Genomic DNA, 24,873 nt, shown 5'->3' with positions numbered 1-24,873 from the left:
TTCCTTCTTTATAGTTGAAGGTAATGAGAACTTTATATACCACATTTTGCAGAAGATTACAAAGCCTTTTCCAAATAAATTTTGCACGCCTTCTCAGATCGTCCAGTTCTGGCTTGCCGACTGCTCTGCAGTTCTTTTGGGACAAAGCCCGCCGCCGGGCCGAAAACGCTCCGGGTGGATTTGACGAAAACGCCGGGAACAAGGCGGTAAAGCCCCGGTATGTGCAGCAGGGCGGCAAGCTGTTTGTGGCTCGTTCTCGCCAAGCGCTCCACATAGCCGTGAACGGTTTGCAGTGCCTCCTCTTTCGGCATGACCCGCTGCAAGGTCTCGTAGGCCGCAATGCCCGGCAAGATCTGCCGCTTGAGGTGGTATTGCTTTTCCTTGCTTGCATCTGCATTTTCAGCCAGCAGCGCATTCAGGCGCATATCAAAAGCGGTGTTCAGTTCCTTTGTCTGCGTAGGAAAGCGTTGCGCCGCAGTCTCCCGAAAGTCACGGGAAAGATAGGTTTCCTTCGCCTTCATCGTCCGTCACCCCTTTCTTTTGTACCCGCAGTCGCAGTAGGGTCCGCCGGAAGCAAGGGTATACTGCCGCACAAAATTTGTCACACCGCCTGCTTCGCTCATGGTGTAGTCCAGATGGCACAAAGCGGGGGTCAGGTCGTACAGACCCAGCTCCTTCATCAGCACGCAGATGCCGCATTTTGTAAAGCGTCCCTCGTAGCCGCTGCCATCCGGGTATTCGTAAAAGTCCATGTTCCACGAGTAGGGGTTGCGGTCGGCAGCTTTCAGGGCGGCAGTGGCTTTCATGGCGGCAATGTCCTTTGCGGTAAATTTGCTTTTTCCGCTCTTGCGGCAGAACCACTGCATGGGCGCTGTCATCATCGCCTTTGCGTAGTAATCTGTCAGGCGGTCCACCGCCGGGCGCTGCGGCATGGAGAGGATGAACGCGCCGAGCATTGCGCAGTTGACGATGTTCATCTTGAAGCGGTCCGCTTTTTCAAACTCCGGCAGCCTGCGAATGATCTGCCGGTATTGCGGCTTTGCCTTTTTCGTGATGGCTCTTGCGGTGGCTGCATCATAGCCCAGCACAGCGGTCAGCTGCTTTTGAAAAGAACCAACAAACAGCACCCACATTCCCATAGGCATACCCATGTATTTCATTGCACGGTCTCCTTACATTCTCCGCATTTTGCCATCTCCCGCAGCAAAACCAGCCCCAATACCAAAACCAGCAGGTGTCCGGCGGATTCCGTGCCGTGATCGATCTGATCCAACGGCCACGGCAGAAGCGTGAAGAGATTTCCCACAATCCCCGTAAAAACGATGGGGTTGCAGAAGGATGCCAATATCCGCTGTGCTGTGTTTTTCAGCGGGAGCATCCTTTTCCAGACCATCACGATCATCACGGCAGAAAGCAGCACATCGCAGAGCAAATACGCCGCCAGCAGCGGCGCGGCGTTGCAGTAAAACACCTTGTTGGCGATTTCAGCCGCAGCCTGCATATCGCAGTATTTCTCAAAGGTAAACTTGAAAATCAACGCCATGTTCGTAAACATAGCATGAACATAGCCCCAGCAGACCGTGCCGGTAAGATAGGCAATCTGAAACAGCTTGACCCATTTCTGCTGCTTCGGTTGGGTGAGATGCATCTTCAGGAGCTTCCACATCTGGTGAAATCCGATGTAATAGAGTGCTGTTCCCAGCACGCCGCAGATGACGCTGACCACCATGCGCCAGGTCGCCATATCAAGATAGGCGACTTTGACCATCAACCCGATGGATTCGGTGCTTTGTGTTTCCCCTGTCGCCGCAAACAAAAAGTCGCCGATCACATAGAGCAAGCATCCAATCACGCCCGCAATAAGCGCTCGTTTTTCTTTGCTCAGTTTCATTGCTTGCCTCCAAATCCGATTTTCACGATCTGCATTTTCATCCCGTTGTCCCCGACCTTGGCGAGGAAGCGGAAAAAGCCGCTGACAGAAGGGTCTTTCAAATCGTTGTAGCCCAGCATATAGCCCCTGCTGGATACCCGTAACCGGCTGTCCCACTCGCCAATCTCCTTGGGAGCATCCGAAACCGCGAAATATGCTCCCACATCCTTGATTTTTGCCGTCCTGAGCCACGTTTTGGCGATCATCTTCACCGCCGTACGGTTGGCAGCATCAAAGACCAGCACCCCGCCGGGAAAAGCATCTGCCATCCCCTGCACCAGCGCCCTGACCTGTTCCGTCAGAAAGTAATAGAACACCCCGGAGGCAAAGAACACTGCCCCGCCGGAGGCATCGATCTTGTCAAACCATGCGGGGTCTTTCAGATCGCAGGGGATGTTTTGCTCCCGCTCCCCGGCGGGCAGCAGCTGCTGACGCAAGGCAATCACATCCGGGAAGTCCAGATTGTATAACTTGCATCTGCCGTTGTCGCAGGCTCTGCCGGTGTTATCCAGCCCGCAGCCCAGATTGACCACTGCCGCACAGGGGTGCGTTTTCAGGTACGCCTGCACCTCAAAGGTAAGGTCGTTCTGCCGCATGGCCACCTCCAGCGCACCGAACCGCTGCATCAGACTGCGGGAGCTTTTCTCCGCCCCTGAAAAATCGTAGTCGATCTGGTCGAGCAGACGAACCGCGGTTTCATCCCGGTAAAGGTTCGGGTACAGCTCCGTACACAGCTTCCGGGAATACAGCGGGAGGATCAGCGTCTCCTGCACGGTGTTTTTCTCGATTTTGTATTTCATGGGTATCCTCTTTTCAGCGAATAAATGTCATCATGATGGTCGCCAGCACTACTGAAATGACCGCCATCCCCACCGTGCCGAACAGCCACTTTTTCTGCTTGTCTTTTGCAGTAATGTAGGGCTTTAAGTCCTCGCACAGGGCGGGCATAATGTCCGCAAATCCGAACTGCTTGGCAAATTCTGCCGCCGGACACGCCGTAAATTCATAATAGATGGGCTTGCTGTTTTCGTAAGGCGCAACCGACATCTCGTAATCACGCCATGTGTCACAGTGCTTTTGGGCGGTGCTGAATGCCCGGTACATCCGGCTCATTGCTTTTCTTTGAAATTCCGTTGCCTTTTTCGACATGATCGCACCTTATTTCTGTGCTGTGATGCAAAGCCAGCCCTTTTTGTTTTTGTGGCTTTGAATCTGACAAAATCCCGCTTGTTCCAGATACTCTTTCAGTGCAGTATCCGTATAGATGATCATGCCATCGATGATCTGTGTCCATTTATCGTCTTTTGTCGTTTCGCCGTTTGCTTCGTTACAGATGAAAAAAGTCCCGCCGGGCTTCAGCACCCGATAGACCTCTCTGAAATTCTGCGCAAGCTCCGGCCAGAAATAGACTGTTTCAAAGGCGGTCGCCACATCAAACTGCTCCGCTTCAAACGGCAGCTCTGCCACACTTGCCTGCTGCACGGTACACCGTCCTGCCGCAATGGCTCTGGCATTGACTTTTCGCGTTTTTTCCACGCTGACGGCTGAGTAGTCGATGCCCTGCACCTTGCCTTTGGGACACAGTTTCAACAGTGTCTTAATGTTCGCTCCACCGCCGCAGCCGCAGTCCAGCACCATGGCATTCGGGGCAAGCTGTAAAAAGCGCAGCCCCCATTCTGCCATTGCGCTGTGTCCAAAGTTCATCATGACAACCATGATCTTCCCGCCAAGTCCTACGGGCTTTCGGGTGTTTTCAAAAAAGGACATAACCCTACCTTCTTTCTGTTTATCGTTCACAATGCAATGCTTTTTACCAGCTGCGCCCACTGCTCCGGGTGACAGGCCAGCAATTCCTCGTGCGTAAGTTAGATATAGCTAACTTTCAGTCTTGTAAAAAGCCGCTTCTCAGCGGTCCTTCTGCCAAAATAATACGCCCTGCTGTTGCCTCTGTCAAGGATTTTAGGCATTTTCGGAGATTTTGAAAAAGATTTCGTTATTGGAGCTTTCTCTGCGGCATAAAAAATGCAGATCGTATCCCACATCAAAAAATTCACCTCTGTAAACTTGTCGGTTTCTGCTTGACAATGCCCTGTGGGCGTGCTATTTTAGTTTTGTCAATTAGCCCAACCTAACTATCTGAGGGATACTTCTCCCGCAGTTTTTTCTTTGCGCGCATTGTTAGGACAGGCTAACTAGATGTTTTTAGAAATAAAGATAGAGGTGTGTTACGATGAGATTGAAAAAAGTATTTGCAGGTGCACTTGCGGCCGCTATGCTGGTATGTGCCGTGGCGGTTCCGGCCTTCGCTGCGGAAGATGTGGAGCAGGAGAACTGCCTGACCTCCAGCTATGTTCAGATGAACATTCCCTACGCCGACTTCTACAAGGCTGCCGGTGTGGACAACGCATCTGAGATCGACGCTGTGACCAGCGCCACCAAGAACAAGACCCGTGCGGGCAAGCTTGCCGCCGGTTCCTACCACGTCAACGCAGATGGCACCGACATCACCGGCGTTTCCTTCCCGGTCAAGGTGCTGACCCCGTGGGCGCTCAAGAACGCAAAACAGGTTACCGATGCCGACAGCTACGACATTACCGTTACCCTGAAGGGCAAGGAATCCACCACCACCTACACCGGCGCAGATGCCTTGTTTGAGAACGAGAGCTACGCTTACTACAAGCTCAGCGAGACCCCTGCCTACTATATCACCGCATGGTATAACCTGCTGAGCGGCAAGTGGGAGTTTGGCAAGGTCCATGCCACTGAGACCACCGTAGAGGGCACCACTGTGGAGCTGAATACCAACGGTCACCACACCACCTACGAAATGAAGATCTCCGGTTTTGATCTGGACTACAAGGCCAACAAGGTCTACGGCGTAGTGCTGACCACCGCCGATGGCAGTGAGTACGGCCTGCATCATGTGACCAACATCTGGCATGGTACCAAGCTGGGCTTCAATGCCGATGACCCTTATTTTGCATCCATCATCGGCAAGACTGTTACTCAGATCACCTTCTACACCGCCGACGGTGTGTATGTTCTGCCGGTCAGCGTGGCGCTGTAAGTTTGCAGAAAGCCGCCTGATTCAGCCAACATATAGCACAAAACGGCAAGGTTTCTTGATTGCGGGAGACCTTGCCGTTTTATAGCAGCTTGCCTATGGCAGGCGGAGCAGGCTCATCTTGCAGGAAAAGAAAAACAGGAAGTTCCCGCTGGGGAACTCCCTGCTGTACATATCGTTATCGTCTGTGGATTTTTCAGGGTGCGTCCTATTCAGGGGCGCACCCTGTTTTTGTTTTGCCTTTAATTTTCTAACCCATGACTTCCAGCCACATTCCTCAGATATTCCTTCGGATTGCCATTCAGAATCAAATCGGCATAGCCAAGCGGGTCATTGTAGATGAGATAATCCAGTTCTGACCTCTGCGCCATGGTCACGTCCAGTGCATCCTCGACACCGGTGCAGTCAATGGAGATCATTCTCCCATCCCGGAGCAGCAGCTCCACGCAGCCGGTGTCCATGAGGATGACTATAAGTTTTCGGACACACAGCCGTCAGGAAGGAGCCGGAGCTTGTCGGGGCAAGGCCCCTCCATCTTGCTTGCGCAAGACCGCTCTGCCGCTTAAAAGCCCCACTGGGGCTTTCATTGCTGCGCAACCGCGGCATTCTGCTTTCCGAAGAAAACAAAAAATCCGAACCCTTCTCCTATCGAGAAAAGGTTCGGATTTTCATTGTTTGGTGCGGATAAGAGGACTTGAACCTCCACCGAGTTGCCCCGATTAGAACCTGAATCTAACGCGTCTGCCAATTCCGCCATATCCGCATATTCTGTTGTGTTCGTGAGCCGTGACGCTCGGAACGATAGTTATTATACCAGATGCGGCAAAATTGTCAAGCACTTTTTTGAAAAACTTTTCATCTTTTTGGAAAGGATCATACTTTCGCATTTTTTGCAAGCCGTGCGGCTGCGCTGTGCGCTGCGCAGGCGTTTTTGCGGTATTCGCAGACGCTCTGCAACGCATTGTGTGTGCCGTGCGCCGTTTTGGGTTTGACAGGGTTTACACGGCGATGTAGAATAGAGGTACTGTTTTCTTACAATTATATAGAGGAGCGTTTTGCCATGCTGTATTTTGAAAACGACTACTGCGAGGGTGCACACCCCGCCATTCTGCAAAAGCTGACCGAGACCAACTTTGAAAAGGTCTCCGGCTACGGCACCGACCCCTACTGTGCCAGCGCCCGGGAGAAGATCCGCGCCGCCTGCGCCTGCCCGGAGGCCGATGTGCAGTTCATCTCCGGCGGTACCCAGAGCAACGCCATCGTCATTGCGTCCATGCTGCAGCGGTGGCAGGGCGTGGTGGCTGCTGCCACCGGCCATGTGGCCGGGCACGAAGCCGGTGCCATCGAGTACACCGGCCACAAGGTCATCACCCTGCCGCAGCACAACGGCAAGATGGACGCCGCCGAGCTGCGGGCGCTGGTGGCCACCTTCTACGCCGACGACAACCACGACCACATGGTGTTCCCCGGCATGGTGTACATCTCCCACCCCACCGAATACGGCACCCTGTACACCAAGGCGGAGCTGGAAGCCCTGCACGCTGTGTGTCAGGAGTACAAGATGCCGCTGTTCTTAGACGGTGCACGGCTGGGCTACGGTCTGGCTGCCGAGGGCACGGACGTGACACTGGCCGACCTTGCCCGGCTGACCGATGTGTTCTACATCGGCGGCACCAAGGTGGGTGCGCTGTGCGGCGAGGCTGTGGTGTTCCCCCACGGCGCACCGGCGCACTTTATGACCATGGTCAAGCAGCAGGGTGCACTGCTGGCAAAGGGACGGCTGCTGGGCATCCAGTTCGACGTGCTGTTCACCGATGACCTGTACTTCTCCATCAGCAAAAACGCCATTGCCACCGCCAACCGCCTGAAGGCCGGTTTTGCGGAAAAGGGCTACCGTTTCTTCATGGATTCTCCCACGAATCAGATCTTCCTTGTGCTGGAAAATGCCCAGCTGGCTGCGCTGGAAGGCAAGGCAAAGTTCGGCTTCTGGGAGAAGTTCGACGACACCCACACCGTGGTGCGTATCGCCACCAGCTGGGCCACCCGCATGGACGAGGTGGAAGCACTGATCGACCTGATGTGATCCTGTGCCCCTTTCGGGGGTATAACGATTTGAATGGCCGCCGCTTTCGCTCTGGCCATGATCAGCGGAATTTCATTTTTATAACTGGGCTTCAGAAACGCCTGCGGGCGTTTCTGAAGCCCTTTTTTCACGGTTGGAGCCCTGACGGCAAACAGCCAGTTCCCCGCAACATCCCTTTCTGTGAAAACGGAACACCGGAGCGTCCGCAGACGCTCCGCTGTCCCAAAATTAGAAATAATCTTTCCGCTAAAAATGCCCAGCAACGACGACGACCGCCGCCAGTGGCGGAAACAGGGAGGAGTTGTTGGGGCAGCGGCCAGCAAGACGCAAGTGCCGTCTAAGGCACGATGCGGATGCTGGGTGCCGCAACCCGTAAGGCGCGGAGGGCATTCAAAATCGTCCTGCGGCTATCTCAGAAGCCGTCAGCCGTGTTCCACGGCTGCGGGGTGCTTTCCACCGGCTGGCCGGGGGCGGCAAGGGCGCGCTCCATCAGCAGGGCAAGGTAGGCGTCCTGCAAGGCGTCTGCCAGCGGATACACCTCTGCCCCGCCCGCAAGATAGCCCTGCATCCTGTCCAGAAAACAGGCGATGGCGGTCTCGTCCTCGTTCAGCCCTGCCTGCGCGGCGGCAGCTGCCAGCGGGTCGGGCAGCGGGGTCAACAGACGGCACACAGGCTCCCCGGCGGCATCCAGACAGCGCAGGGTGTCGTCGAACACTTCGCCCCGCTCCCCCTGCACACTGGTGTGGGTGCTGCGCAGATAGGAGTGGTACTGCACGCCGTTAAAATCCAGAAACGCCGTGCCGCCGCCCGCAAATTCCAGCGTGTGCTGCTGCAAGGTCTTTTCCACCAGAGCGCCGTTATGCACCGCACCCCAGCGGGAATCCGTTTCGATGATCTTTTCCGTCCAGCTGCGTCCGGTCACCCGCACCGGCTGCTGCCCGGCATTCAAAAACTGCCGCGCCAGACTGACCGCGTGGTAGCCGTGCGCCACCGACAGCCGGGCAAACTGCGGCGTGCCCAGTGCGCCGCTGCGCACCGCCGCCAGCCGTTTTGCCAGCGTGGGGTACAGCCAGTACTGTTCTGCAACCTGCAGCTTTGCGCCCTGCCGGTGCAGCTGCCAAAGGGCGCGCAGCGCGTCCTCTTCCAGTGCCGCCGGGGTCTCGCTCAGCACGGCAAAGCCCCGGGCGAGCCATTCGGTGCTGACGGCGGCGATGGACGCTTTATTCACCGCCACCACCACAAGGTCTGGGTGCAGGACAGTGCACTGCTCCACCGAGGTGCTTACCGGCACGCCGTACTCCCGGTGCATTTTTTCGGCCTTTTCCTCGGTGCGGCAAAGCATGGCGCACAGCTCGAACCGTTCCGGCAGTGCCTGCGCGATACGCCAGTAAAACAGCGACCGCCAACCGGAACCTACCACGATAAACCGCAGCTTAGCCATTTGCCTGTTCCTCCTGAATATGTTTTTGCAGTTCCTGTTCAAAGCGGTCTGCGTCCAGCGGCAGGGTGATCTTCTCCCCCAGCCATGCGGACAGGTAAGCCGCGTCGGTCAACTCCAGCGCCCGCACGCCCTCCACGCCGGGGGCGGTCAGGGGCGTGCCGTACAGGATGGCATCCGCAAAGTTTGCCAGCATCTCCGGGTAAGGCTCTGCCTGCGGCGCGAACTGCTCGGTGGTGGTGGTCACGGTAAGCTGCTGGCGCTCGGTGCAATCGGCGGTGCGGCGGTAGGTCTCGGTGTCCGGCGTGTAGGTGCGCAGGGTGAGGGTGTCCTCTTCCAGCAGGGCGGTGCCCTTGGTACCCACGATCTCCAACCGCTCGGTGTAGCTGCCCTCGCCGGTGGAGAGGATAAAGGTTGCCGTGCGCTGCTGCGGGTACTCCATCAGCAGGGTGGCTTCGTCGTCCACCATGAAATCGTTATACTTGCCGTAGGGGATCACGGCATAAATGCTGGTCGGCATCCCGAACAGCCACTGCCAGATGTCCAGAATGTGCTGGCCCTGATTGAGCAGCGCACCGCCGCCCTCCCCTGCCCAGCTGGAACGCCAGCTGCCGGAGCGGTGGTACATCCATGTGCGGAAATAACGGCTGTTTTCCAGCTGCACCCGCTTGATCTCGCCCAATGCCCCATCATCCAGTAATTTTTTGAGCCGCATATACTTTTTGTAGCGGCGCTGATGGAACATCATGGCAAAAACAAGGCCGCTTTCCTCGGCGGCGCGGTTCATTTCCAGCGCCGGTGCCAGCGCGTTTGCGCTGGGCTTGTCGCACAGGACATGCTTGCCGTGGGCAAAGGCCTGCATCACCAGCGCCGGGTGGGTCTTGTGCGGGGTGACCACCAGCACGGCGTCAAACTCTTCTGCATAATCGTACAGCTGGTCGGCGCTGGGGCACACCCGTACCGTATCCGGCAGGGTGTCTTTTGCCCACTGCTGCGCCCCGGCGCTGCGGCAGACCACGGCGGTCAGGCGCAATGCGCCCGCCTTTCCTTCTGCGATCATCTGGGCATACTTGCGCCCCATGACCCCGGTGCCAATAACGGCTGCGCGTACTTCCTGCATGGTGTTCCCTCCTGTTTTTCCACAAGGTGTTTTGTTCTGGGGGAAAACTGCCTTTCACCCCTTCAGGTTTGCTTCAATGGCGGCTTTATCCAGCCCCTCGCCGATGACAATGACTACCTCCTGCCCCTGCGGGATGGGCGCAAGGGTGCAGCCGGCGGCGGTGGCGTTCAGCTCCAGCCAGCCGCCTGCCGGGGCGGGCGCAAAGCCCTTGACCCGCAGCACCTGCCCGCACTCGGGCGCTGCGAACAGCCTCTGTGCGGCGGCTTGCAGCTGCTGTGGGGTGAGGTGCAGTTCCAGAAAGCAAAGGGAGGTAAAGGCTGCGTGCTCATCAAAATGCAGCTTTTCGCAGCTGGCCTGCCGGTAGCCGCAGGCGGCAAGGGCAGCAAGGTCGGCATCGGTCAGGGCATCCCAGTCCTTGGCAAGGATCTCCCCCGGTGCAAAGCGGCGGGAAGATTTTGCGGTTTCCAGTGCACGCTCCAAGTGGGCAGCGGCGGCGGCGCACTGAGCGGGCGCTGCCAGCTGGGCGCGGCTCAGCAGCACACAGCCCGCGTTCATGGTCTCGGACGCCAGCAGGTACTCTGCCTGCGGCGAAAGTGTTTCCGGCAGCAGGGCGTCCACAATGGCAATCACGCTGCCCAGCTGATACCACCGGTCCAGCGGGTCGTCCCGCAGGATATCGAAAAACTCGTCCACGTCAAAAATGCCGCTGGGCTCCACCACCACACGGTCAAAGCCGCGCATGGCCATGGCGATGAGTTTGGTGCGCATCCGGCGCTGGTGGGTGTCGCAGTCGCAGCCGCCGCTGATGGTCTCCACATCGCAGCCGGGGCCCAGCACCTCCTGCACCAGCATGGCGTCCACGTTCACCGCGCCAAAGTCGTTTTCCAGAATGCACACCTTATGCCCCTGCTGTACCAGATACCGCACATACCGGCGCAGAAAAGTGGTCTTGCCTGCACCCAGAAAGCCGGTGATCAGGTCTACCTGTACCATACCTTTTTACCTCCGTTGCAAAAACCCTCCCAGCGCCGCAGCGCCCGGGAGGGCATATATTTCAGTCTTTTTTCCGGCGCTGTAATTCCCCGATGAGCGCCGCTGCTTCCGGCGCAATTGCCCCCGGCACAATGGCCGGGCGTGCCAGAAAATAGCCCTGCAAAAGGTCTGCGCCCAGCTCGATGACCGTACGCAGCTCGGCGGCAGTCTCCACGCCCTCGGCAACGATCTTCATGCTGCGGGGGTGGGCGTAGGCCACCACATTGCGCAGAATCTGCTGCTTGTCCGGCGAGGTGTCGATGCCACGGATGATGGTAATATCCACCTTGACGAACCGGGGTGCAAGCTGCAATAGCGTGTTCTCGTTGGAATAGCCGCTGCCGTAATCGTCCAGTGCAAACATCCCGGAAAAGCCCGGTGCATTGCGCTTTCTCTCCAGTGCTTCGTAGTCGATGGCTTCCTCTTCGGTGATCTCGACGACCATACGGTGGCACAACTCGTGCCAATGGTTGTCTATATATTTGCCGTCCTCATGCGACAGGCAGGTGCTGGCGATGGAGTTGACAAAGAGCATGGCATCCCCGGACACACTGCCTGCCCGGCACAGGCTTTCAAAGGTCTCCAGCGCCTTAGTAAAGGTGATGCGCTCGATCTCGTACAGTGCCCCCTGCTCCCGCGCCAGCTTCATGATGGTGGCCGGGGAGCGCAGGGTGGGCAGGTCGGAGCGCATCAGCGCCTCGTAGGCGACTACCCTGCCGCTGCGCGCCGAGAAGATGGGCTGGAAGCAGTAGAACACCTGCGCATTGCTGAGCAGCTGCCGGAACTCCCTGCGGGTGCGCTCGGCGTAGGCTTCGCGGTTGTACACCCCGATGTCGAACTCCTCCACCCGGCCTTTATCCGCGTGCTTGACCTGATACATGGCAAAGTCGGCGTATTTTTTCAGGGTCTCCCAGTCCTGCCCATCGTCCGGGTACCACGCGATGCCGCCGGAAAGGCTGATGTGCAAAGCGTTGCCGCTGGGCAGCAGCGCCACGCTCTGCTGCATGGCATTGGTCAGGCGGTCGATCTTTTCCCGCACTGCGTCCCGGCTGCGGTAGCCGTGGAACAGCACAAGGAACTCGTCGCCGGAAAGGCGGGCGCAGACCGTCCCGGCAGGGGTATTGTCCCGCAGGCACTGGCCGGTGCGGCGGATGTACTGGTCGCCCCAGTCGTGGCCGTAGGTATCGTTGATGTGCTTGAGGTTATCCAGGTCCATCATCATCAGCGCCGCTACGCCCATGCGCTCCGGCGCGGCGAACAGCTCGGTGCACACCCGGTTGAAGGCCTGCCGGTTGTACAGCCCGGTCAGGATATCGTAATCGCGCTCGTGCTCGATGCGCTTCCGTTCCAGCACAGCGGCGGTCACGTCCTCGGCAAGGCCGATCTTGGCGTGCCCCTCGATGGTGCTGCGCAGCATGATGTACCGCACGCCGTCCGGCTGCCGGATAGTCAAAAGCTCGTCGCCCTCGGCGGTGCGGCCACAGGGATTCTTTTCCCGGATGCCCTTGAGCACCTCCTCAAAGCGGCGCACGCTCAGCGGCTTGCCCTGCATCTCGGGCTTGCCCAGCAGGGAGAAGAAATTATCGGTCACGAACACGCTGCCGGTGTCGGTGCGCAGCTCGTAGCCGCCGATCTCCACACTGGCCATATCCATGATGCGCAAAAACTTGGTGGAGTTGGTCACCAGTTCCCTGTTCAGCTCGGTAATGGTCTCGGCAAAGCGGTCCACCTCCCGGATGGCAGTGCGGGACAGGCGGGGGAAGGTCTTTTTCTCCTGCGCGTCTATCACCTCGCGGTACAAACGGTTGATGGGTCTGGCCAGCCGCGCCGAGACCAGCAGGCTGCCCAAAACGCTCAGCACCAGTGTGACCAGTATGGTAGCCAGCAGCACCTTGCGCACCCGGTCGGAAAAAGCCAGCAGCACCGATTGTTCCATGGTACCGGCCAGAAACCACTTTTCGGCGGCAAAGGGCGCGTTGCGGTTATACACCTGCAGCGGCTCCAGCACCATATAATAGCGCTTATCGTTCAGCTCCACCCAGTTGCCGTCGCTGCCGTTGCTGCGGCAGTTCAAAACGCCCAGCGGTGCATCTGCCGTTACCAGATCCTCACCGGAGGTCACGGTCTTGCGCAGGGAGAGCACGTCGTCCGTCAGCGCATCATCGGTAGTGGTCACGATAAAATAGGTGCCTGCCTTGTCCTCGTCCAGCTCGGTGAAGGGCAGCTTGGTTTTCAGATACTCGGTAAGCAGCTCCACGCCCACCACGCCGTACACCGTGCCGTCCGGCAAAATCAGCGGCATCGAGTAGGCAATGGCGTGCCGGTCGTCCCCTGCCAGACAGTAGGAGTCGGTGGTCCAGCGGCCATAGCTTTCCGCCGAAAGGCTGGCACCGCTCTTATACGCGGTCTGAAACACCGTGCGCAGGATGCCGCCCTTGGTATTGCCCTGATAGGGGAAAGCGGGCTGCCAGCCCTTATCCGTGCCGATGGCCAGCTCTTTTACCACTGTGGCGCTGGCGCGTTCCAGCAAAAGGTCGCTGTTGCGCTCCGAAGGGCGGGCGTCCGGGTCCAGATCCCGCAGGTAGATGCCGGGCATTTTTTTGCCCACCTCGCAGGTGTCCAGATCGTGGGTGTTCAGCATGATAAAGATGCCGGTCACCTGCTTTGTGCGCAGGGTGTCCAGAAGCTGCGGGGCAAGGGCAACCAGCAAAGCATCGCTCTGCTCGCTGCTGTTATCCAGCGTATCCAGCGAGATATCGCCATTTTCCAGCAGCTGCTGGGTGGTGGTGGTGATCTGCTCGCTCAGCTGCCCAAGATCCTCCGCGTTCCGCAGGATCTCCTGCACATAGCTGGCGCGGTTGCGCACCCGCATGGTAAGCAGATCCTTGGCGTTTTCGTCCAGCTGTCCGGTCACGTTGACTGCAAGGATGCTGGCGACCGCCATCAGCAGCTCCACCGCCAGCACCAGCATCAAGGTAGCAAAAATATTGTAGAACACGGTTCTTTCCGGTCTGTTTTTCAAGCGCTGCCGCTGGCGCTCTTTCCATGCGTCAAACATCGCCCTGCCTCCTTTCCGTCTTTTTCCGGCGTTCAGCCCTCGTACTGCTGTAACTGTGCAAGGGTGGCCTGATACCACGCCTCAAAATAGTCGTCGGTCAAAAACTCTGCCATGGCTGCTTCCGCGCTCTGGCCTGCGGCAATGCGTTCCAGCACCGTGTCCCGGTCAGCACTGGCCTGATCGCTCATGCTGTAATCCAGCACCTTGCGGGCTGCGTTGCCGCCCGCAAAGGCCATAGGGGTGTACAGCTCGTTTTTGCGCACTGTTTCCACCGCGCCGGAAAGGACCTGCTCCATGGTGTCGGTCAGTTCCAGTCCGCTTGCGCGGATGGCGTCCATGTCGTTGGCGGCGGTGGTCACCGGCAGATAGCCCGACTCCACCGCGAAAGCGATGTTATTCTGCGGCTCGGTGAACCACTTTAAAAAGGTGACTGCGCCGTTGATCTCGTCCTCGGTGCCGGTGGTGACCACCATGCCGGCACCCTGCTGCACCGCCACCTTTTCGCTCCCGGCAAACCGGGGCACAGGCAGCACCTTCATCTCGATATCGTGGATCTGGTTATCCCCGGGCATCACCTGCTTCGGGAAGAAGGTGGCGCTGGCACAGGAACCTACACAGCCCAGCAGTGCGCCGGTTTTCACGTCATCGCTGCGGAAGCGGCCATTCGCAGCAAAATACCCCTTGACGAAGGGCACATAGTAGTTATCCCACAGCTTGCGCACCACATCATGGTCGAAGTGCAGGGTCATTTTGCCGTTGTGCACTTCAAAAATTTCGCAGCCCAGCTGCTTTGCGCCCACAATCATATAGTTTGCCATCGCGTCCCGGCCAAACAGCGCCTTGCCGCCGGACCAGTTGTAGTACTGCTCGGCCACCGCTGTCACGCCCTCCATGGTGGAAAGGGCACCGTAACGCACAAAAGTGTCCTTTGCAAACCGCTGCCAGTCGGTATCGTTAAAGAACATCAGCTCGGTGGATTTTGCCACCGGAAAAATTTTTATGCTGCCGCTGCCGTCAAAATCGCCTTCGGTGATATAGCCGGGCACAAAGGCGGCCTGTTCGTCCTCGGTCAGGTAGTCCTTCAGGTCCACCACCATGCCCATCTGGTCCAGCTTGTACGCGGTATCTGCGTAGGCGGCAAAAATGGTGGGCATCTCCGCAGAGCCCACCTTGCCCTGTGCTGCGTCCATCACGTTGGCTTCCAGATCGTTCACCGTGCCCTGACTGGAGCCCGTCACCCGGATGCCCTTTGCCTTGCCGATGGTCTCGTTGAAGGTGCTCACAAGGCGGTTGAAGCTTTCCAGCTGGTCACCGTTGTAGTAGTTCCACACCGTGATGTCGGTCACTTCTTTTTTGCTCGTTTTCGCATCGCAGCCGGACACCGCCAGTGCCGCTGCCGAGACCGCTGCCGCTGCCAGAAAGCTGCGGCGCGAGATCTTGTTCTTCATCCCATACCCTCCCAGCGTATACAGGCGCACTCTACCCCATACTATACTATTTTATATAATACCACCGTTTCCGTCATAGTGTAAACTATTTCTTGAAGAATCTGGTAAAAAAGTATAGATGACGAATTTGGGTCTGTTTTTTTGGCAGATTTGTCAAAAGCATATTCCCAACCGTGAAAAAGGGGTACAGGAAAACCCGCAGGCTTTCCTGTACCCCGAAAATAAAACTATTTTTTCCCGTTACATCCGTATCCGCTGCGCGGCGCGGGCGATGGAGGCCAGCAGCGTCACAAGGCGCTTTTCGTCCATCTGGCCGCAGTAGCTGGTAAAGGTGTAGTAGCACCCCTGCACGCAGAAGGACAGCACCACCTTGCGCACTACGTCTGCCTCAAAGGTGGGGTCGGTCTGGGCGATGCACTGACACATGGCCTGCTCCACCCGGTTGATGAACAGCCCCTGCCGGGAGCCGGAGAAGAGCACGGTGATCTCTTTCTGATGCGCGGTGAAGGCGCGGAACATCTCCCGCGTCAGCCACTCGGTGCGCTCGCTCACATCGCTGGCGGTCAGGCGGGGCAGACTTTCCACCACCGCCTGCACCATCTCGTCCTCCATGGCGTTGGCCAGCGCATAGATATCCTGATAATGGGCGTAAAATGTGGATTTATTGATGCAGGCGCGGTCGCACAGCTCCTTGACGCGGATCTTCTCCACCGGCTTTTCGGTGCGCAGCTCCATAAAGGCTTCTTTGATGGCGCGCTCAGTCTTTTCAATGCGGATATCCAGAAAACCCACCCCTTTTGCATTTTTGTTGATTTTCCAACATTTTTCCGGTTTTGCGGATAGACAAGCCCCGCAAGCCTTTTTATACTGGGTACAAGCGCCGCAGGGTCACTCCTTGCGGTACAAAAGCCCCTGCTGCTCCAAAGCATCGCGGATGCGGGCAAAGGTGTCCTTGTCCGGGCAGCGCAAAGTGTGCAGGTGCACGCCGCCGGTCATGCGGCTCAAAAGGCTCTCGGGCGCATCGGCTGCCTGACGGATAAAGTTGTCCACATCGTACCGGTTGCACAGGTTCAGGGTGGCGCGGATCTCGCCGTACAGGCTGTTTTCCACCGCCACATCCACCACCGTGCCGCCCTGATCTACCACGGTGTACAGCTCCCGGCGCATCTCCTCCTGCGTGCGGTGCACACAGGCCAGAATGCCGGTATAGCCCTTCTCCGCCGGGTGCAGCTGGTAGCCCCGGGGGGTTGCATCGATCTGCGCCCCACCGGCGCGCAGCAACGCCACATCCCCTACCACGATCTGCCGCGACACCCCCAGCTCTGCCGCCAGCGTGCTGGCGCTTAAAGGGGCACCGGCGCTGTTCAGCCGGGTCAGGATGCGTTCTCTGCGCTGTGCTGCATTCATAGGGGGTCAGGCTTCCTTTCCGTAAAACGACTTTTCTCTCCTTATTGTAGCAAAACGCGGCAAAATGTGCAAGGTTATTCCAATCTCAGCAGGGTGGCGTAATTGGAGGGCAGCTGCACCTTCATGCGGTTCCACTCGGTGGAGACCAGCACCTCCTGTGCTCCTACGGTGTCCGCCAGCAGGTCGGTGACCTTGGCAGCCTCCACCGGCAGCTGGAACTCCAGCTGTGCGGGAGTATCGCCGTTGTTCAGCACCGCTACCACCGCCTTGCCGTCCAGCACCCGGGCAAAGGCGTAGCACTGGGTAGTAAGCTGCAATTCTTTTACCTCGCCGTAGGTCATTTCCGGCAATTCAGCCTTGCATTTCCCCAGCGCTTTGTATACACTGGTAACAGGATTTGTGCGTTCTGCATCGGCGTAGTCGCTAAGCTCCAGACAGGGGCGCAGCGGCCAGTCGCTGCCCCACTCCTTTTTGCCCTCGATGCCGAACTCCGAGCCGTAGTAGATGGACGGAATGCCCCACAGGCTGTACACCAGAATGGCGATGTGCCGGATGTGCTCTTTGTTGCGCAGCTTGTTGGGCAGGCGCTCCACATCGTGGTTATCCGAGAAGAGATACAGCCGGGTGTCGTGGCACAGCCCCTGCAGCCGGCGCATGGTGTGGGCAATTTCAAAATAGTTGTGGTCGTTGTGGCCGCTCCACAGGCCCTTGTGCAGCTCGTAGTTGGTGACGGAGTGCAGCATTTCCGGGTTTGCCCAGCGGCTGTAATCCCCGTGGATGACCTCGCCCATCAGCCAGAACTCCGGCTTTACCTCGTTTGCCAGACGGCGCAGCCCCCGCATGAAGTCGAAATCCAGCACATCGGCTGCGTCCAGACGGATGCCGTCGATGTCGAACTGCTCCACCCAAAAGCGGACGGTATCATAATGGTACTGCTGCACCTCCGGGTTGCGCTGGTTCAGCTTGACCAGCAGGTTGTAGCCGCCCCAGTTGCCGTAGCTGAAGCCGTCGTTATACTCGTTGTTGCCCCAGAAGTTCACATCGCAGAACCAGTCCTTATAGCGGGCGTTCTCGCGGTTCGACTTCAGATCCTGAAAGGCGAAGAAATCGCGGCCCACATGGTTGAACACGCCGTCCACGATGACCCGCTGTCCGCGGGCGTGGCAGGCCGCCACAAAGGCCTTGAACTCTTCGTTGGTGCCAAGGCGGCGGTCCACCAGACGGTAGTCGATGGTATCATAACCGTGGGAGCCGCTCTCGAACAGCGGGCCGATGTAGATGGCCGTACAGCCCAGCTTTGCCGCGTGGGCTGCCCATGCTTCCAGCTTTGCAAAAGCGCCCGGGGTGGGCTGGCCGTCGTTTTCGTGCGCACAGCCGCACAGCCCCAGCGGATAGATGTGATAAAATACTGCTTCGTCATACCAAGCCATGATCGTTCGCTCCCATTCTATTGCTTTAAAAAAGTTGCACCGCTTGCAAGGCGGTAGCAACAGTATACCACACCCTCTGGCAAATATGTGTATTTTTGCCGATTTTTGTCAAGATTCGCTAAGATTATCGGCCATCATGCCGGTAAAAAGACGTTTTTCTTGGATAGTTTGCCCAAATAGCCTTGTACCAACCGGCGCACACCGCCGGTCAACATAGAGAAGTAAGGAGATCTTTGCATGAATTACCCTGTGATCCCCCGCACGTTTTTCAGTGGCGACTGCTTCGATGCCTACCGCATTCTGGGTGCGCACCCCTGCACCGACCCAAACGGCGCCGAGGGCTGGCGTTTTGCCGTGTGGGCACCCGGTGCCACCGCCGTGGAGGTATGCGGCGGCTTTGACGGCTGGGAGCGCGGCGTGCCCATGGAAAAAGCCGATACCGGCGTGTGGAGCGCTTTTATCCCCGGCCTTGCGGAGGGCGACCTGTACAAATACCGCGTGCATGGCGCGGACGGCAGCGCCGTGATGCGCAGCGACCCCTACGCCTTTGCCACTGAGCTGCGCCCCGGCACCGCCAGCAAACTGACAAAGCTGGATTTCACCTTTGACGACACCGCGTGGATGGAGCGGCGGGACAAATGCCGCAACCGCCCGCTGAACATCTACGAGCTGCACGCCGGCAGCTGGAAGCATAAGCCCGGCGCAACCCGGCCGGACGGCTCGGACGGGTGGTACAACTACGAGGAGCTGGCGCGGGAGCTGATCCCGTGGCTGCTGGAGCACCACTTTACCCATGTGGAGCTGCTGCCGCTGGCCGAGCACCCCTTTGACGGCAGCTGGGGCTACCAGACCACCGGCTACTTCTCGGTGACCAGCCGCTACGGCACCCCCGCCCAGTTCGCGGGCTTTGTCAACGCCTGCCACCGCATGGGCATCGGCGTCATCATGGACTTTGTGCCGGTGCACTTTGCCGCCAACGCCGACGCGCTGGCAAAGTTTGACGGCACCTACCTGTACGAGTACGACAGCGACGTGGGACAGAGCGAGTGGGGCACCTGCAACTTCAACTACTACCGCCGGGAGGTGTGCAGCTTTCTGAGCAGCGCCGCCGGGCTGTGGATGGACGTGTACCACTGCGACGGCATCCGCATGGACGCCATCTCCCGGGCGCTGTACTGGCAGGGCGACCCCAACCGCGGCGTGAATCAGGGCGCTGTGAACTTTTTGCGCAGCCTGAACCACGGCCTGAACGAGCGCTGGCCCACCGGCATCTACATGGCGGAGGATTCCACCAACTTCCTCAAGGTGACCGCCCCCACCCGCTACGAGGGCGTGGGCTTTGACTACAAGTGGGACATGGGCTGGATGCACGACACGCTGGACTACTTTGCCACCCCCTTCGGCGAGCGCCCGGGCTGCTACGGCAAGCTGCTGTTCAGTATGCACTACTTCTACAACGAGCTGTATCTGCTGGCGCTGAGCCACGATGAAGTGGTGCACGGCAAAAAGACCATCATTGACAAGCTGTGGGGCAGCTATGCGGAAAAATGCGCCCAGCTGCGCACCCTGTATTTTTATATGTACACCCATCCCGGCAAAAAGCTGAACTTTATGGGCAACGAGCTGGCACATTTCCGGGAGTGGGACGAAAAGCGGGAGCTGGACTGGAATTTGCTGGAATACCCCTTCCACGATGCCTTCCAGAAGTACTTTGCAAACCTCTGCCGCACCTACGCCTCCGAGCCCGCCCTCTACGATGGCGAGTACAACCCGGACTGCTTTGAGTGGGTGGCCAGCGAAAGCTGCGCCGAGGGCGTGTACGCATGGCTGCGCAAGGGGCGCGGGCAGAACCTGCTCTGCGTGATGAACACGCAGGACCATGCCCACAAAAAGTTCCCCCTGTACCTCAAGTTCCCCTGCAGCGCAGAGCTGGTGCTGGACACCGAGGCCGGGGTCTGGGGCGGCGTGCACAAGGCGCACCGCAAGCAGAACTTCCACACCACCGACGGCGGCGTGTTCGGCCGGGACTATACCCTGACGCTGGACCTGCCCGCCATGGGCAGCTACCTACTGCGGCTTGCCCCGGAAGCTCCGAACCCGGACGCCGCTCGCCTGAGTGCCAACAAGGCGCTGGCGCAAAAGCGCAAGGCGGCAAAGGCCGTAAAGGCCGTTGCGGAAGTTTCCGATAAGTAATATTTACACAAAAATGTCCCGTCTGCTTTGAAAACGGCGGGACATTCTGCATTTTTCGCCTTCGGGGTGCTGGACAGTGCCCCGGGGAGTTGTTATACTGTAAGGTGTGAAACTTTGCAAGGAGGGCTCATTCCCCATGACCGATACCATAACAAGGCTGCGCACCTCAAACACGGCAAAGTGCGTGCTGGCATTGGCCGCTGCGGCGGTGCTGCTGGCCGTTTTTGCGCAGGCTGCGCCCGGCAGCGTTTTCTTCTTTCCGCTGGTGAGCCTGTGGTGCAACTTAGCGCTGTTTGCCTGTGTGCTGCTGGTGCTGCGGGTAGCGGGGGTAAAGTTCGACCTGTTCCACAAGGCGGTGCTCGTTGGCCTGTGGGCGGCGGCGCTGCTCTACTTTTTCTGGGCGCTTGACCGCCGCAGCTTTGTTTACATCTGGGATTATTTCAACTATATCAACAAGCAGTACAGCGCCGAAGCCGCCTTTCTGCAAGGCCCGGCGGCGGGCTTTCAGTACATCTTCGGCTCTTTTGCCGAGGACTATACCAACTTCATCACCCTGTTTCTGGATTTTCCCTTCTGCCTGAGCGACCGCACTGGCGACAGCTTTGCGTTCTGTCAGGTGTTCAGCATCCTGCCCATGCTGCTGGTGCTGCTGGCGGGGCTTACCATCAAGGTGGGGCAGATGCTGCAGGTGAAAAACCGCTTCTGGTACTTCCTCATGGGCTTTTCGTGGTGCATCACCTTTCCCTTTTTGCGCATGAGCGCCATGCTGGGGCAGCCGGACTGGTTCGGCCTGATCTTCGGCTTCAGCATCCTGCTGCTCACGCTGGACTTCCGGTTCGAGAGCTTACAGCCGGTGCGCTTTTGCCTGCTGTTTGCTGCCACGGCAGCCATCATCCTTTCCCGCCGGTGGTACTTATACCTTGTGGTGGGCTACTACTTTGCCTACGCGTTGCTGGTGCTGGTAAGCAGTGTGCGTATTGCCCGCGCCGGGCAGAAAACGCAGGCGCTCGTACAGGTGCGCAATCTGGTGCTGTTCGGGCTGATGAGCATGGTGGCTATGCTCATTCTGCTGTGGCCGATGGTGCGCAAGATCCTCAGCTACGATTACGCCGGGCGCTATGCTTACTACAACTTCGGCGGCCTTACGCTGGAGCTGGCCGCACAGGCTTTGCGCATCGGGCTGCTGAACTTTATCCTCATCGGGCTTGGGCTGTGGTTTGCGGCAAAGCGCCGCCTGCCCGCCCTGCCCTGCCTTGCGGGCGCAGAGCTGCTGATTAGCCTTTTGCTGTTTATCCGGGTGCAGAACTCCGGCTCTCACCAGATGCTGCTATTTTTGCCGGGGTGGCTGCTGCTCTTCCTCACCGGCGCGGCGGCGCTGGCCGAGGGCATCCAGAAGCACCGGGAGCTCAAGCTTTTCTACTGGGTGTTCACACTGGTGTTTGCCGTCTCGGTGCGCTGCTCTCCGCTGACCGTTGTGGCGATGCCGGGCTTTCTGGTGGATCACTTCCCGCTGGAAGCCACCAGAGAGTTCGTCCGGTTGGACAAGCTGATCTACGACCGCAAGGATCTGCCGCAGATCAAGGCCATTGCCAACTGGATCGACACCCACTGCGCCGAGGGCGAGCTCAGCTACATGATCCCCCACGATATGCTGTATTGCCCGGATCACTTCAAGAACTGCCTTCTGCCCGAAACGCCCATTAACGATAAGCTGGCCTTCGGCTTCTCGGTGCCGGGTACCCACAACTTTCCCATGCAGTTCTTTGAGGCGAAGTACGTCCTTACCGCCGACCCCTTCCCCCAGACCTTTGTGGGCAACGGCGAGCTTTCCCACAGGTGGAACGACCGTTTCCTTGCGGTGCGGGAGGAATCCTTTGCGCTGGAAGCCACCTTTGATATGGGCAACGGCACCACCTTTACGATATGGCGGCGCACCGCAGCCCCCACCCGCGCCGAGGTGGAGTACTACCTGAGCGCCTTTACGGAAGAAGATGCCCAGTACCCGGAGATGTTCTCCGAAATTGCAGAAAGCTGGCTGGCCGCCCGTGGGCTGTAACGCCGCTTTTATAAAAAGGAGTGTTCGACTATGGAACAGACTGCAAACACCATGCCCGCTGCCGCTTTAGGGCAGTACAAGGGGCTTGCTTTCACCCGCCGGGTGCGCCCGGTATCGGAAAAGGCCGTGGAAGCGGATATCGCCAACATGGCGCGGGTCCATGCGCCCTTTGTGCCCACCGGCGACCCCGCTGCCCGCGGGATGCGGGTCACGCTGGATTTCGAGGGCTTTCTGGAGGGGGCTTCCATCCCGGACAGCCGGATGGAACAGGTGACCGTGGTGCTGGGCACCGGGCAGCTGATGCCCGCCGCAGAAGAAGCGGTGTACGGCCACTGCGCAGGTGAGACTTTCCGGTTCGACTTCACCTACCCTGCCGACTTCCGGGTGCCGGAGCTTTCCGGCAAAACGGCGCAGTTTGAAATTTGTCTGCACACGGTGGAGCGTAAACAGGTGCCCCCGGTGGACGATGCCTTTGCCAAGACGCTGGGCTTTGCGGACTTGGAAGCCCTGCGGGAGAGCCTGCGGGAGAAAAAGCGCGCCTCCCACGAGGCCAACGCCGACCGCATTGCCGGGGCGGCGCTGCTGGATATGGCAGGCGCGAACCTGACCGTGGCGCTGCCCGCCGAGCTGCTGGCGCAGAACGCCGAGTACCAGATGAACCAGCTGCGCCAGCGGCTGCGCAAGAGCCAGATGACCATGGAGCTGTACTGCAAGAGCGCCGGGCTGACCCCGGAGCAGGTGCGGGAGGGCTACCGCAAAGAGGCCGAGCGCCAACTGCGGGCAATGCTGGCGGTGCGCGCCATTGCCGAAGCCGAACAGATCACCGTGACCCAGCAGGAGGTGGACGCCGAGATCGCCCGCCTTTCCAAGCTGCACGACACCCCGGAGGAGGAGATCCGCAAGGTGCTGAGCCGGGACGCCATCGCCGCCGCCGTGACCAACCAGAAGGTGCAGCGTTTCCTGCTCGACCACGCTGCCCTTACCTCTGTTGTGGAAAAGGAGTAAGACCATGGGCTTTTTTACCAGAACTGCAATGGATGCCCTGATGAAGACCACCCATCCCGAGATCAACCGCCGCCAGTGCTGGAACCTGCACCCCCACCGCAAGCCCTGCACCACCTGCAAGGACATCTGCCCCTATGGCGAGGAGATTTTTACCCGCCCGAACCTCGTCAAGGACTGGGATCCCTGCACCGACTGCGGACTGTGCGTTTCTGCCTGCCGCAGCGGCTGCATTGCGCCCTCGCCGGAGCAGGTGCAGCGGGATACTGCCGCTGCCGACACCGACAGTGATACCATCTGGATCGGCTGTGAAAAGTCCACCCGCAAAAACACCGTGGTGCGCAGCTGTATCTGTGCGCTCTCGTGGGAGGCGCTGGCGTATCTGGCGCTGAACAAAAAGATCGTGCTGGACCTGACCCCCTGCGGCGGGTGCGAGAACGACTTGTGCGCCGAGCAGCTGCGCAAGGAGTTGACAAGACTTGTGGACTTTTTCGGTCAGCCGATGTTCGAAGCGCGGTTCTCGCTGGCATACGAGGAAAAGGAGTACCCCTACCATGTGCAGGAGCTGACCCGCCGCGAGATGCTGGAACAGGTGAGCCACGGCTCCAAGAGCGGCACCAAAAAGCTGCTGCAGATGCTGCCCGGTCTGCGCAGCGAGGAGGACAGCGGGGTGGACTTCCGTCTGCTGCTGCACCAGCGCACAAAGCAGCTGAAAGCCGCTATGGAAACGCCCCTGCAGTACGGCTACTATATGCCCAAGTTCACCGACAAATGCTTTGGCTGCGGCCGGTGCGAAAAAGCCTGCCGCGCCAACGCTTTGAAGTTTGAGGAGATGCCCAACGGCCAGACCCGCATGGTGCTTACCCCGTGGAAGTGCAGTGAGTGCGGCGTGTGCATGAACGTGTGCTCCAACAAGGGCTTTGACGGTATGAAGCTGTACCAGCTGACCACCCTTGGCCCCGTGGTGCTGCACAAGTGCACCAAGACCCTGTGCAAGCAGTGCGGCAAGCCCATTGCCCCGGACAGCGCCGAGGGCCTGTGCTCGGTGTGCCGCATCAAGGCGCGCACCCAGAAGCGGCAGGAGGAGGCGCGTCAGCGCGCCGAGCAGCTGAAGGCCGAGCGCGCCGCCAAGGCCGCCGAGGAGGCCGCAGCAGCGGCTGAAAATGCTGCCGAAGCTACGGCAGAAACTGCCGCCGAAGCTGCCGTAAAGACTGCGGAGACCGCCGCCACTGCCCTGCCCGCTGCCGTCCCCGCCGGGCAGAGCGCAACCCCTGCCAACGTGGCTGCGCCCGCTCTCGGAGAGCCGCGCTCCGAATAATAAGGGGCAGGGCTGACGAGTTGCGCCCTCTCAGGCGCTCCCGCGCCAGCTCTCCCAAAGGGAGAGCCAAGCCGTTAGGCTCGTTGCTAAAGCATTAGGCGCAATGAAAAACCTTCCGGGCGTGCAAAAGCCTTCCCCCGGTCGGGGGAAGGTGGCTGCGACCAACGGGAGCAGCCGGATGAGGGCGCAGACCGGCAGTCCGGTGGAAACTATTTGACGTTGCAACCAAACAATGCTATACTGGGCTTAAAGTTACCAGTAATAGCCGACAGACTGTTCAAAAGAGGTAACGGA

21 protein-coding genes and 1 tRNA gene are annotated in these 24,873 nt (G+C 58.9%); 6 read left to right on the top strand and 16 right to left on the bottom strand.

Annotation, left to right across the window (positions count from 1 at the left end):
• Positions 1–56 precede the first annotated feature (56 nt).
• Genes MTP39_RS03530 through MTP39_RS03505 form a run of 6 tightly spaced genes read right to left on the bottom strand, consistent with a single transcriptional unit; the run spans position 57 to position 3,697 of the window.
• Positions 57–521, bottom strand: a complete 465-nt coding sequence (locus tag MTP39_RS03530) for an L-2-amino-thiazoline-4-carboxylic acid hydrolase (RefSeq protein WP_249241475.1) — start codon at positions 519–521, stop codon at positions 57–59.
• Positions 522–527: 6 nt separating this feature from the next.
• The gene (locus MTP39_RS03525; RefSeq protein WP_249241474.1) at positions 528–1,160 is read right to left on the bottom strand and encodes an L-2-amino-thiazoline-4-carboxylic acid hydrolase; all 633 of its coding nucleotides are present in this window, start codon (positions 1,158–1,160) and stop codon (positions 528–530) included.
• Positions 1,157–1,891, bottom strand: a complete 735-nt coding sequence (locus tag MTP39_RS03520) for a DUF6796 family protein (RefSeq protein ID WP_249241473.1) — start codon at positions 1,889–1,891, stop codon at positions 1,157–1,159. Before MTP39_RS03520 ends, MTP39_RS03525 begins: the two co-directional genes overlap by 4 nt.
• The gene (locus MTP39_RS03515) at positions 1,888–2,730 is read right to left on the bottom strand and encodes a class I SAM-dependent methyltransferase (RefSeq protein ID WP_249241472.1); all 843 of its coding nucleotides are present in this window, start codon (positions 2,728–2,730) and stop codon (positions 1,888–1,890) included. The genes MTP39_RS03520 and MTP39_RS03515 overlap by 4 nt, the downstream gene beginning before the upstream one ends.
• 13 nt (positions 2,731–2,743) lie before the next feature.
• Positions 2,744–3,079, bottom strand: a complete 336-nt coding sequence (locus MTP39_RS03510) for a hypothetical protein (protein WP_249241471.1) — start codon at positions 3,077–3,079, stop codon at positions 2,744–2,746.
• A gap of 9 nt (positions 3,080–3,088) precedes the next feature.
• Positions 3,089–3,697, bottom strand: coding sequence for a class I SAM-dependent methyltransferase (locus tag MTP39_RS03505; protein WP_249241470.1), 609 nt, complete (start codon positions 3,695–3,697; stop codon positions 3,089–3,091).
• A 463-nt stretch (positions 3,698–4,160) separates the two neighbouring features.
• Here MTP39_RS03505 and MTP39_RS03500 point away from each other — a divergent pair, with 463 nt between their 5' ends.
• Complete coding sequence (locus tag MTP39_RS03500; protein WP_249241469.1) at positions 4,161–4,997, top strand: hypothetical protein; 837 nt, start codon at positions 4,161–4,163, stop codon at positions 4,995–4,997.
• A gap of 239 nt (positions 4,998–5,236) precedes the next feature.
• On the opposite strand, the gene MTP39_RS03495 is transcribed toward MTP39_RS03500, so the two are convergent.
• Together MTP39_RS03495 and MTP39_RS03490 are read right to left on the bottom strand one after the other, a co-directional pair.
• Positions 5,237–5,455, bottom strand: a complete 219-nt coding sequence (locus MTP39_RS03495; RefSeq protein WP_249241468.1) for a DUF6061 family protein — start codon at positions 5,453–5,455, stop codon at positions 5,237–5,239.
• 215 nt (positions 5,456–5,670) lie between these two features.
• Positions 5,671–5,757 (bottom strand) — tRNA-Leu (locus MTP39_RS03490).
• Between the two features lie 297 nt (positions 5,758–6,054).
• Between MTP39_RS03490 and MTP39_RS03485 the strand changes: the two genes are divergently transcribed.
• Complete coding sequence (locus MTP39_RS03485) at positions 6,055–7,077, top strand: threonine aldolase family protein (protein WP_249241467.1); 1,023 nt, start codon at positions 6,055–6,057, stop codon at positions 7,075–7,077.
• Between the two features lie 412 nt (positions 7,078–7,489).
• Here MTP39_RS03485 and MTP39_RS03480 read toward each other — a convergent pair whose 3' ends face one another.
• From MTP39_RS03480 to MTP39_RS03445, 8 genes are all read right to left on the bottom strand, one after another.
• Positions 7,490–8,518, bottom strand: a complete 1,029-nt coding sequence (locus tag MTP39_RS03480) for a Gfo/Idh/MocA family protein (protein WP_249241466.1) — start codon at positions 8,516–8,518, stop codon at positions 7,490–7,492.
• Complete coding sequence (locus MTP39_RS03475) at positions 8,511–9,635, bottom strand: Gfo/Idh/MocA family protein (protein ID WP_249241465.1); 1,125 nt, start codon at positions 9,633–9,635, stop codon at positions 8,511–8,513. Before MTP39_RS03475 ends, MTP39_RS03480 begins: the two co-directional genes overlap by 8 nt.
• A gap of 54 nt (positions 9,636–9,689) precedes the next feature.
• Positions 9,690–10,628 (bottom strand): GTP-binding protein, encoded by a 939-nt coding sequence (locus MTP39_RS03470; protein ID WP_249241464.1) that lies wholly within the window; start codon positions 10,626–10,628, stop codon positions 9,690–9,692.
• 61 nt (positions 10,629–10,689) lie between these two features.
• On the bottom strand, positions 10,690–13,725 hold the full coding sequence (locus tag MTP39_RS03465) for a putative bifunctional diguanylate cyclase/phosphodiesterase (protein ID WP_249241463.1): 3,036 nt from the start codon (positions 13,723–13,725) through the stop codon (positions 10,690–10,692).
• A 32-nt stretch (positions 13,726–13,757) separates the two neighbouring features.
• Positions 13,758–15,173 carry an extracellular solute-binding protein gene (locus tag MTP39_RS03460; RefSeq protein WP_249241462.1) on the bottom strand — a complete coding sequence of 472 codons (1,416 nt, stop codon included), beginning with the start codon at positions 15,171–15,173 and terminating at the stop codon, positions 13,758–13,760.
• Positions 15,174–15,413: 240 nt separating this feature from the next.
• Entirely contained in the window at positions 15,414–15,965 is a 552-nt protein-coding gene (locus MTP39_RS03455; protein ID WP_249241461.1) for a TetR/AcrR family transcriptional regulator, read from the bottom strand.
• A 96-nt stretch (positions 15,966–16,061) separates the two neighbouring features.
• Positions 16,062–16,580 carry a transcription repressor NadR gene (locus MTP39_RS03450; protein ID WP_097778648.1) on the bottom strand — a complete coding sequence of 173 codons (519 nt, stop codon included), beginning with the start codon at positions 16,578–16,580 and terminating at the stop codon, positions 16,062–16,064.
• 74 nt (positions 16,581–16,654) lie between these two features.
• Positions 16,655–18,010, bottom strand: coding sequence for an alpha-amylase family glycosyl hydrolase (locus MTP39_RS03445; protein WP_249241460.1), 1,356 nt, complete (start codon positions 18,008–18,010; stop codon positions 16,655–16,657).
• 237 nt (positions 18,011–18,247) lie between these two features.
• On the opposite strand from MTP39_RS03445, the gene glgB reads away from it, so the two are divergent.
• The 4 genes from glgB (at position 18,248) to MTP39_RS03425 (ending at position 24,579) form a co-directional block, all read left to right on the top strand.
• Positions 18,248–20,203 (top strand): 1,4-alpha-glucan branching protein GlgB, encoded by a 1,956-nt coding sequence (glgB, locus tag MTP39_RS03440; RefSeq protein WP_249241459.1) that lies wholly within the window; start codon positions 18,248–18,250, stop codon positions 20,201–20,203.
• 136 nt (positions 20,204–20,339) lie between these two features.
• Positions 20,340–22,259: a hypothetical protein gene (locus MTP39_RS03435; RefSeq protein WP_249241458.1), complete on the top strand. Its 1,920-nt coding sequence runs from the start codon at positions 20,340–20,342 to the stop codon at positions 22,257–22,259.
• 30 nt (positions 22,260–22,289) lie between these two features.
• Complete coding sequence (gene tig / locus MTP39_RS03430; protein WP_249241457.1) at positions 22,290–23,264, top strand: trigger factor; 975 nt, start codon at positions 22,290–22,292, stop codon at positions 23,262–23,264.
• Positions 23,265–23,268: 4 nt separating this feature from the next.
• A complete protein-coding gene (locus MTP39_RS03425; protein WP_249241456.1) occupies positions 23,269–24,579 on the top strand; it encodes a 4Fe-4S dicluster domain-containing protein in 1,311 nt (436 codons plus the stop codon).
• Positions 24,580–24,873: the final 294 nt, after the last annotated feature.

The sequence above is a fragment of the Faecalibacterium sp. I3-3-33 genome, from assembly GCF_023347295.1.
In the GTDB taxonomy this organism is placed as follows: domain Bacteria; phylum Bacillota; class Clostridia; order Oscillospirales; family Ruminococcaceae; genus Faecalibacterium.
This window is presented reverse-complemented; position numbering and strand designations above follow the sequence as displayed.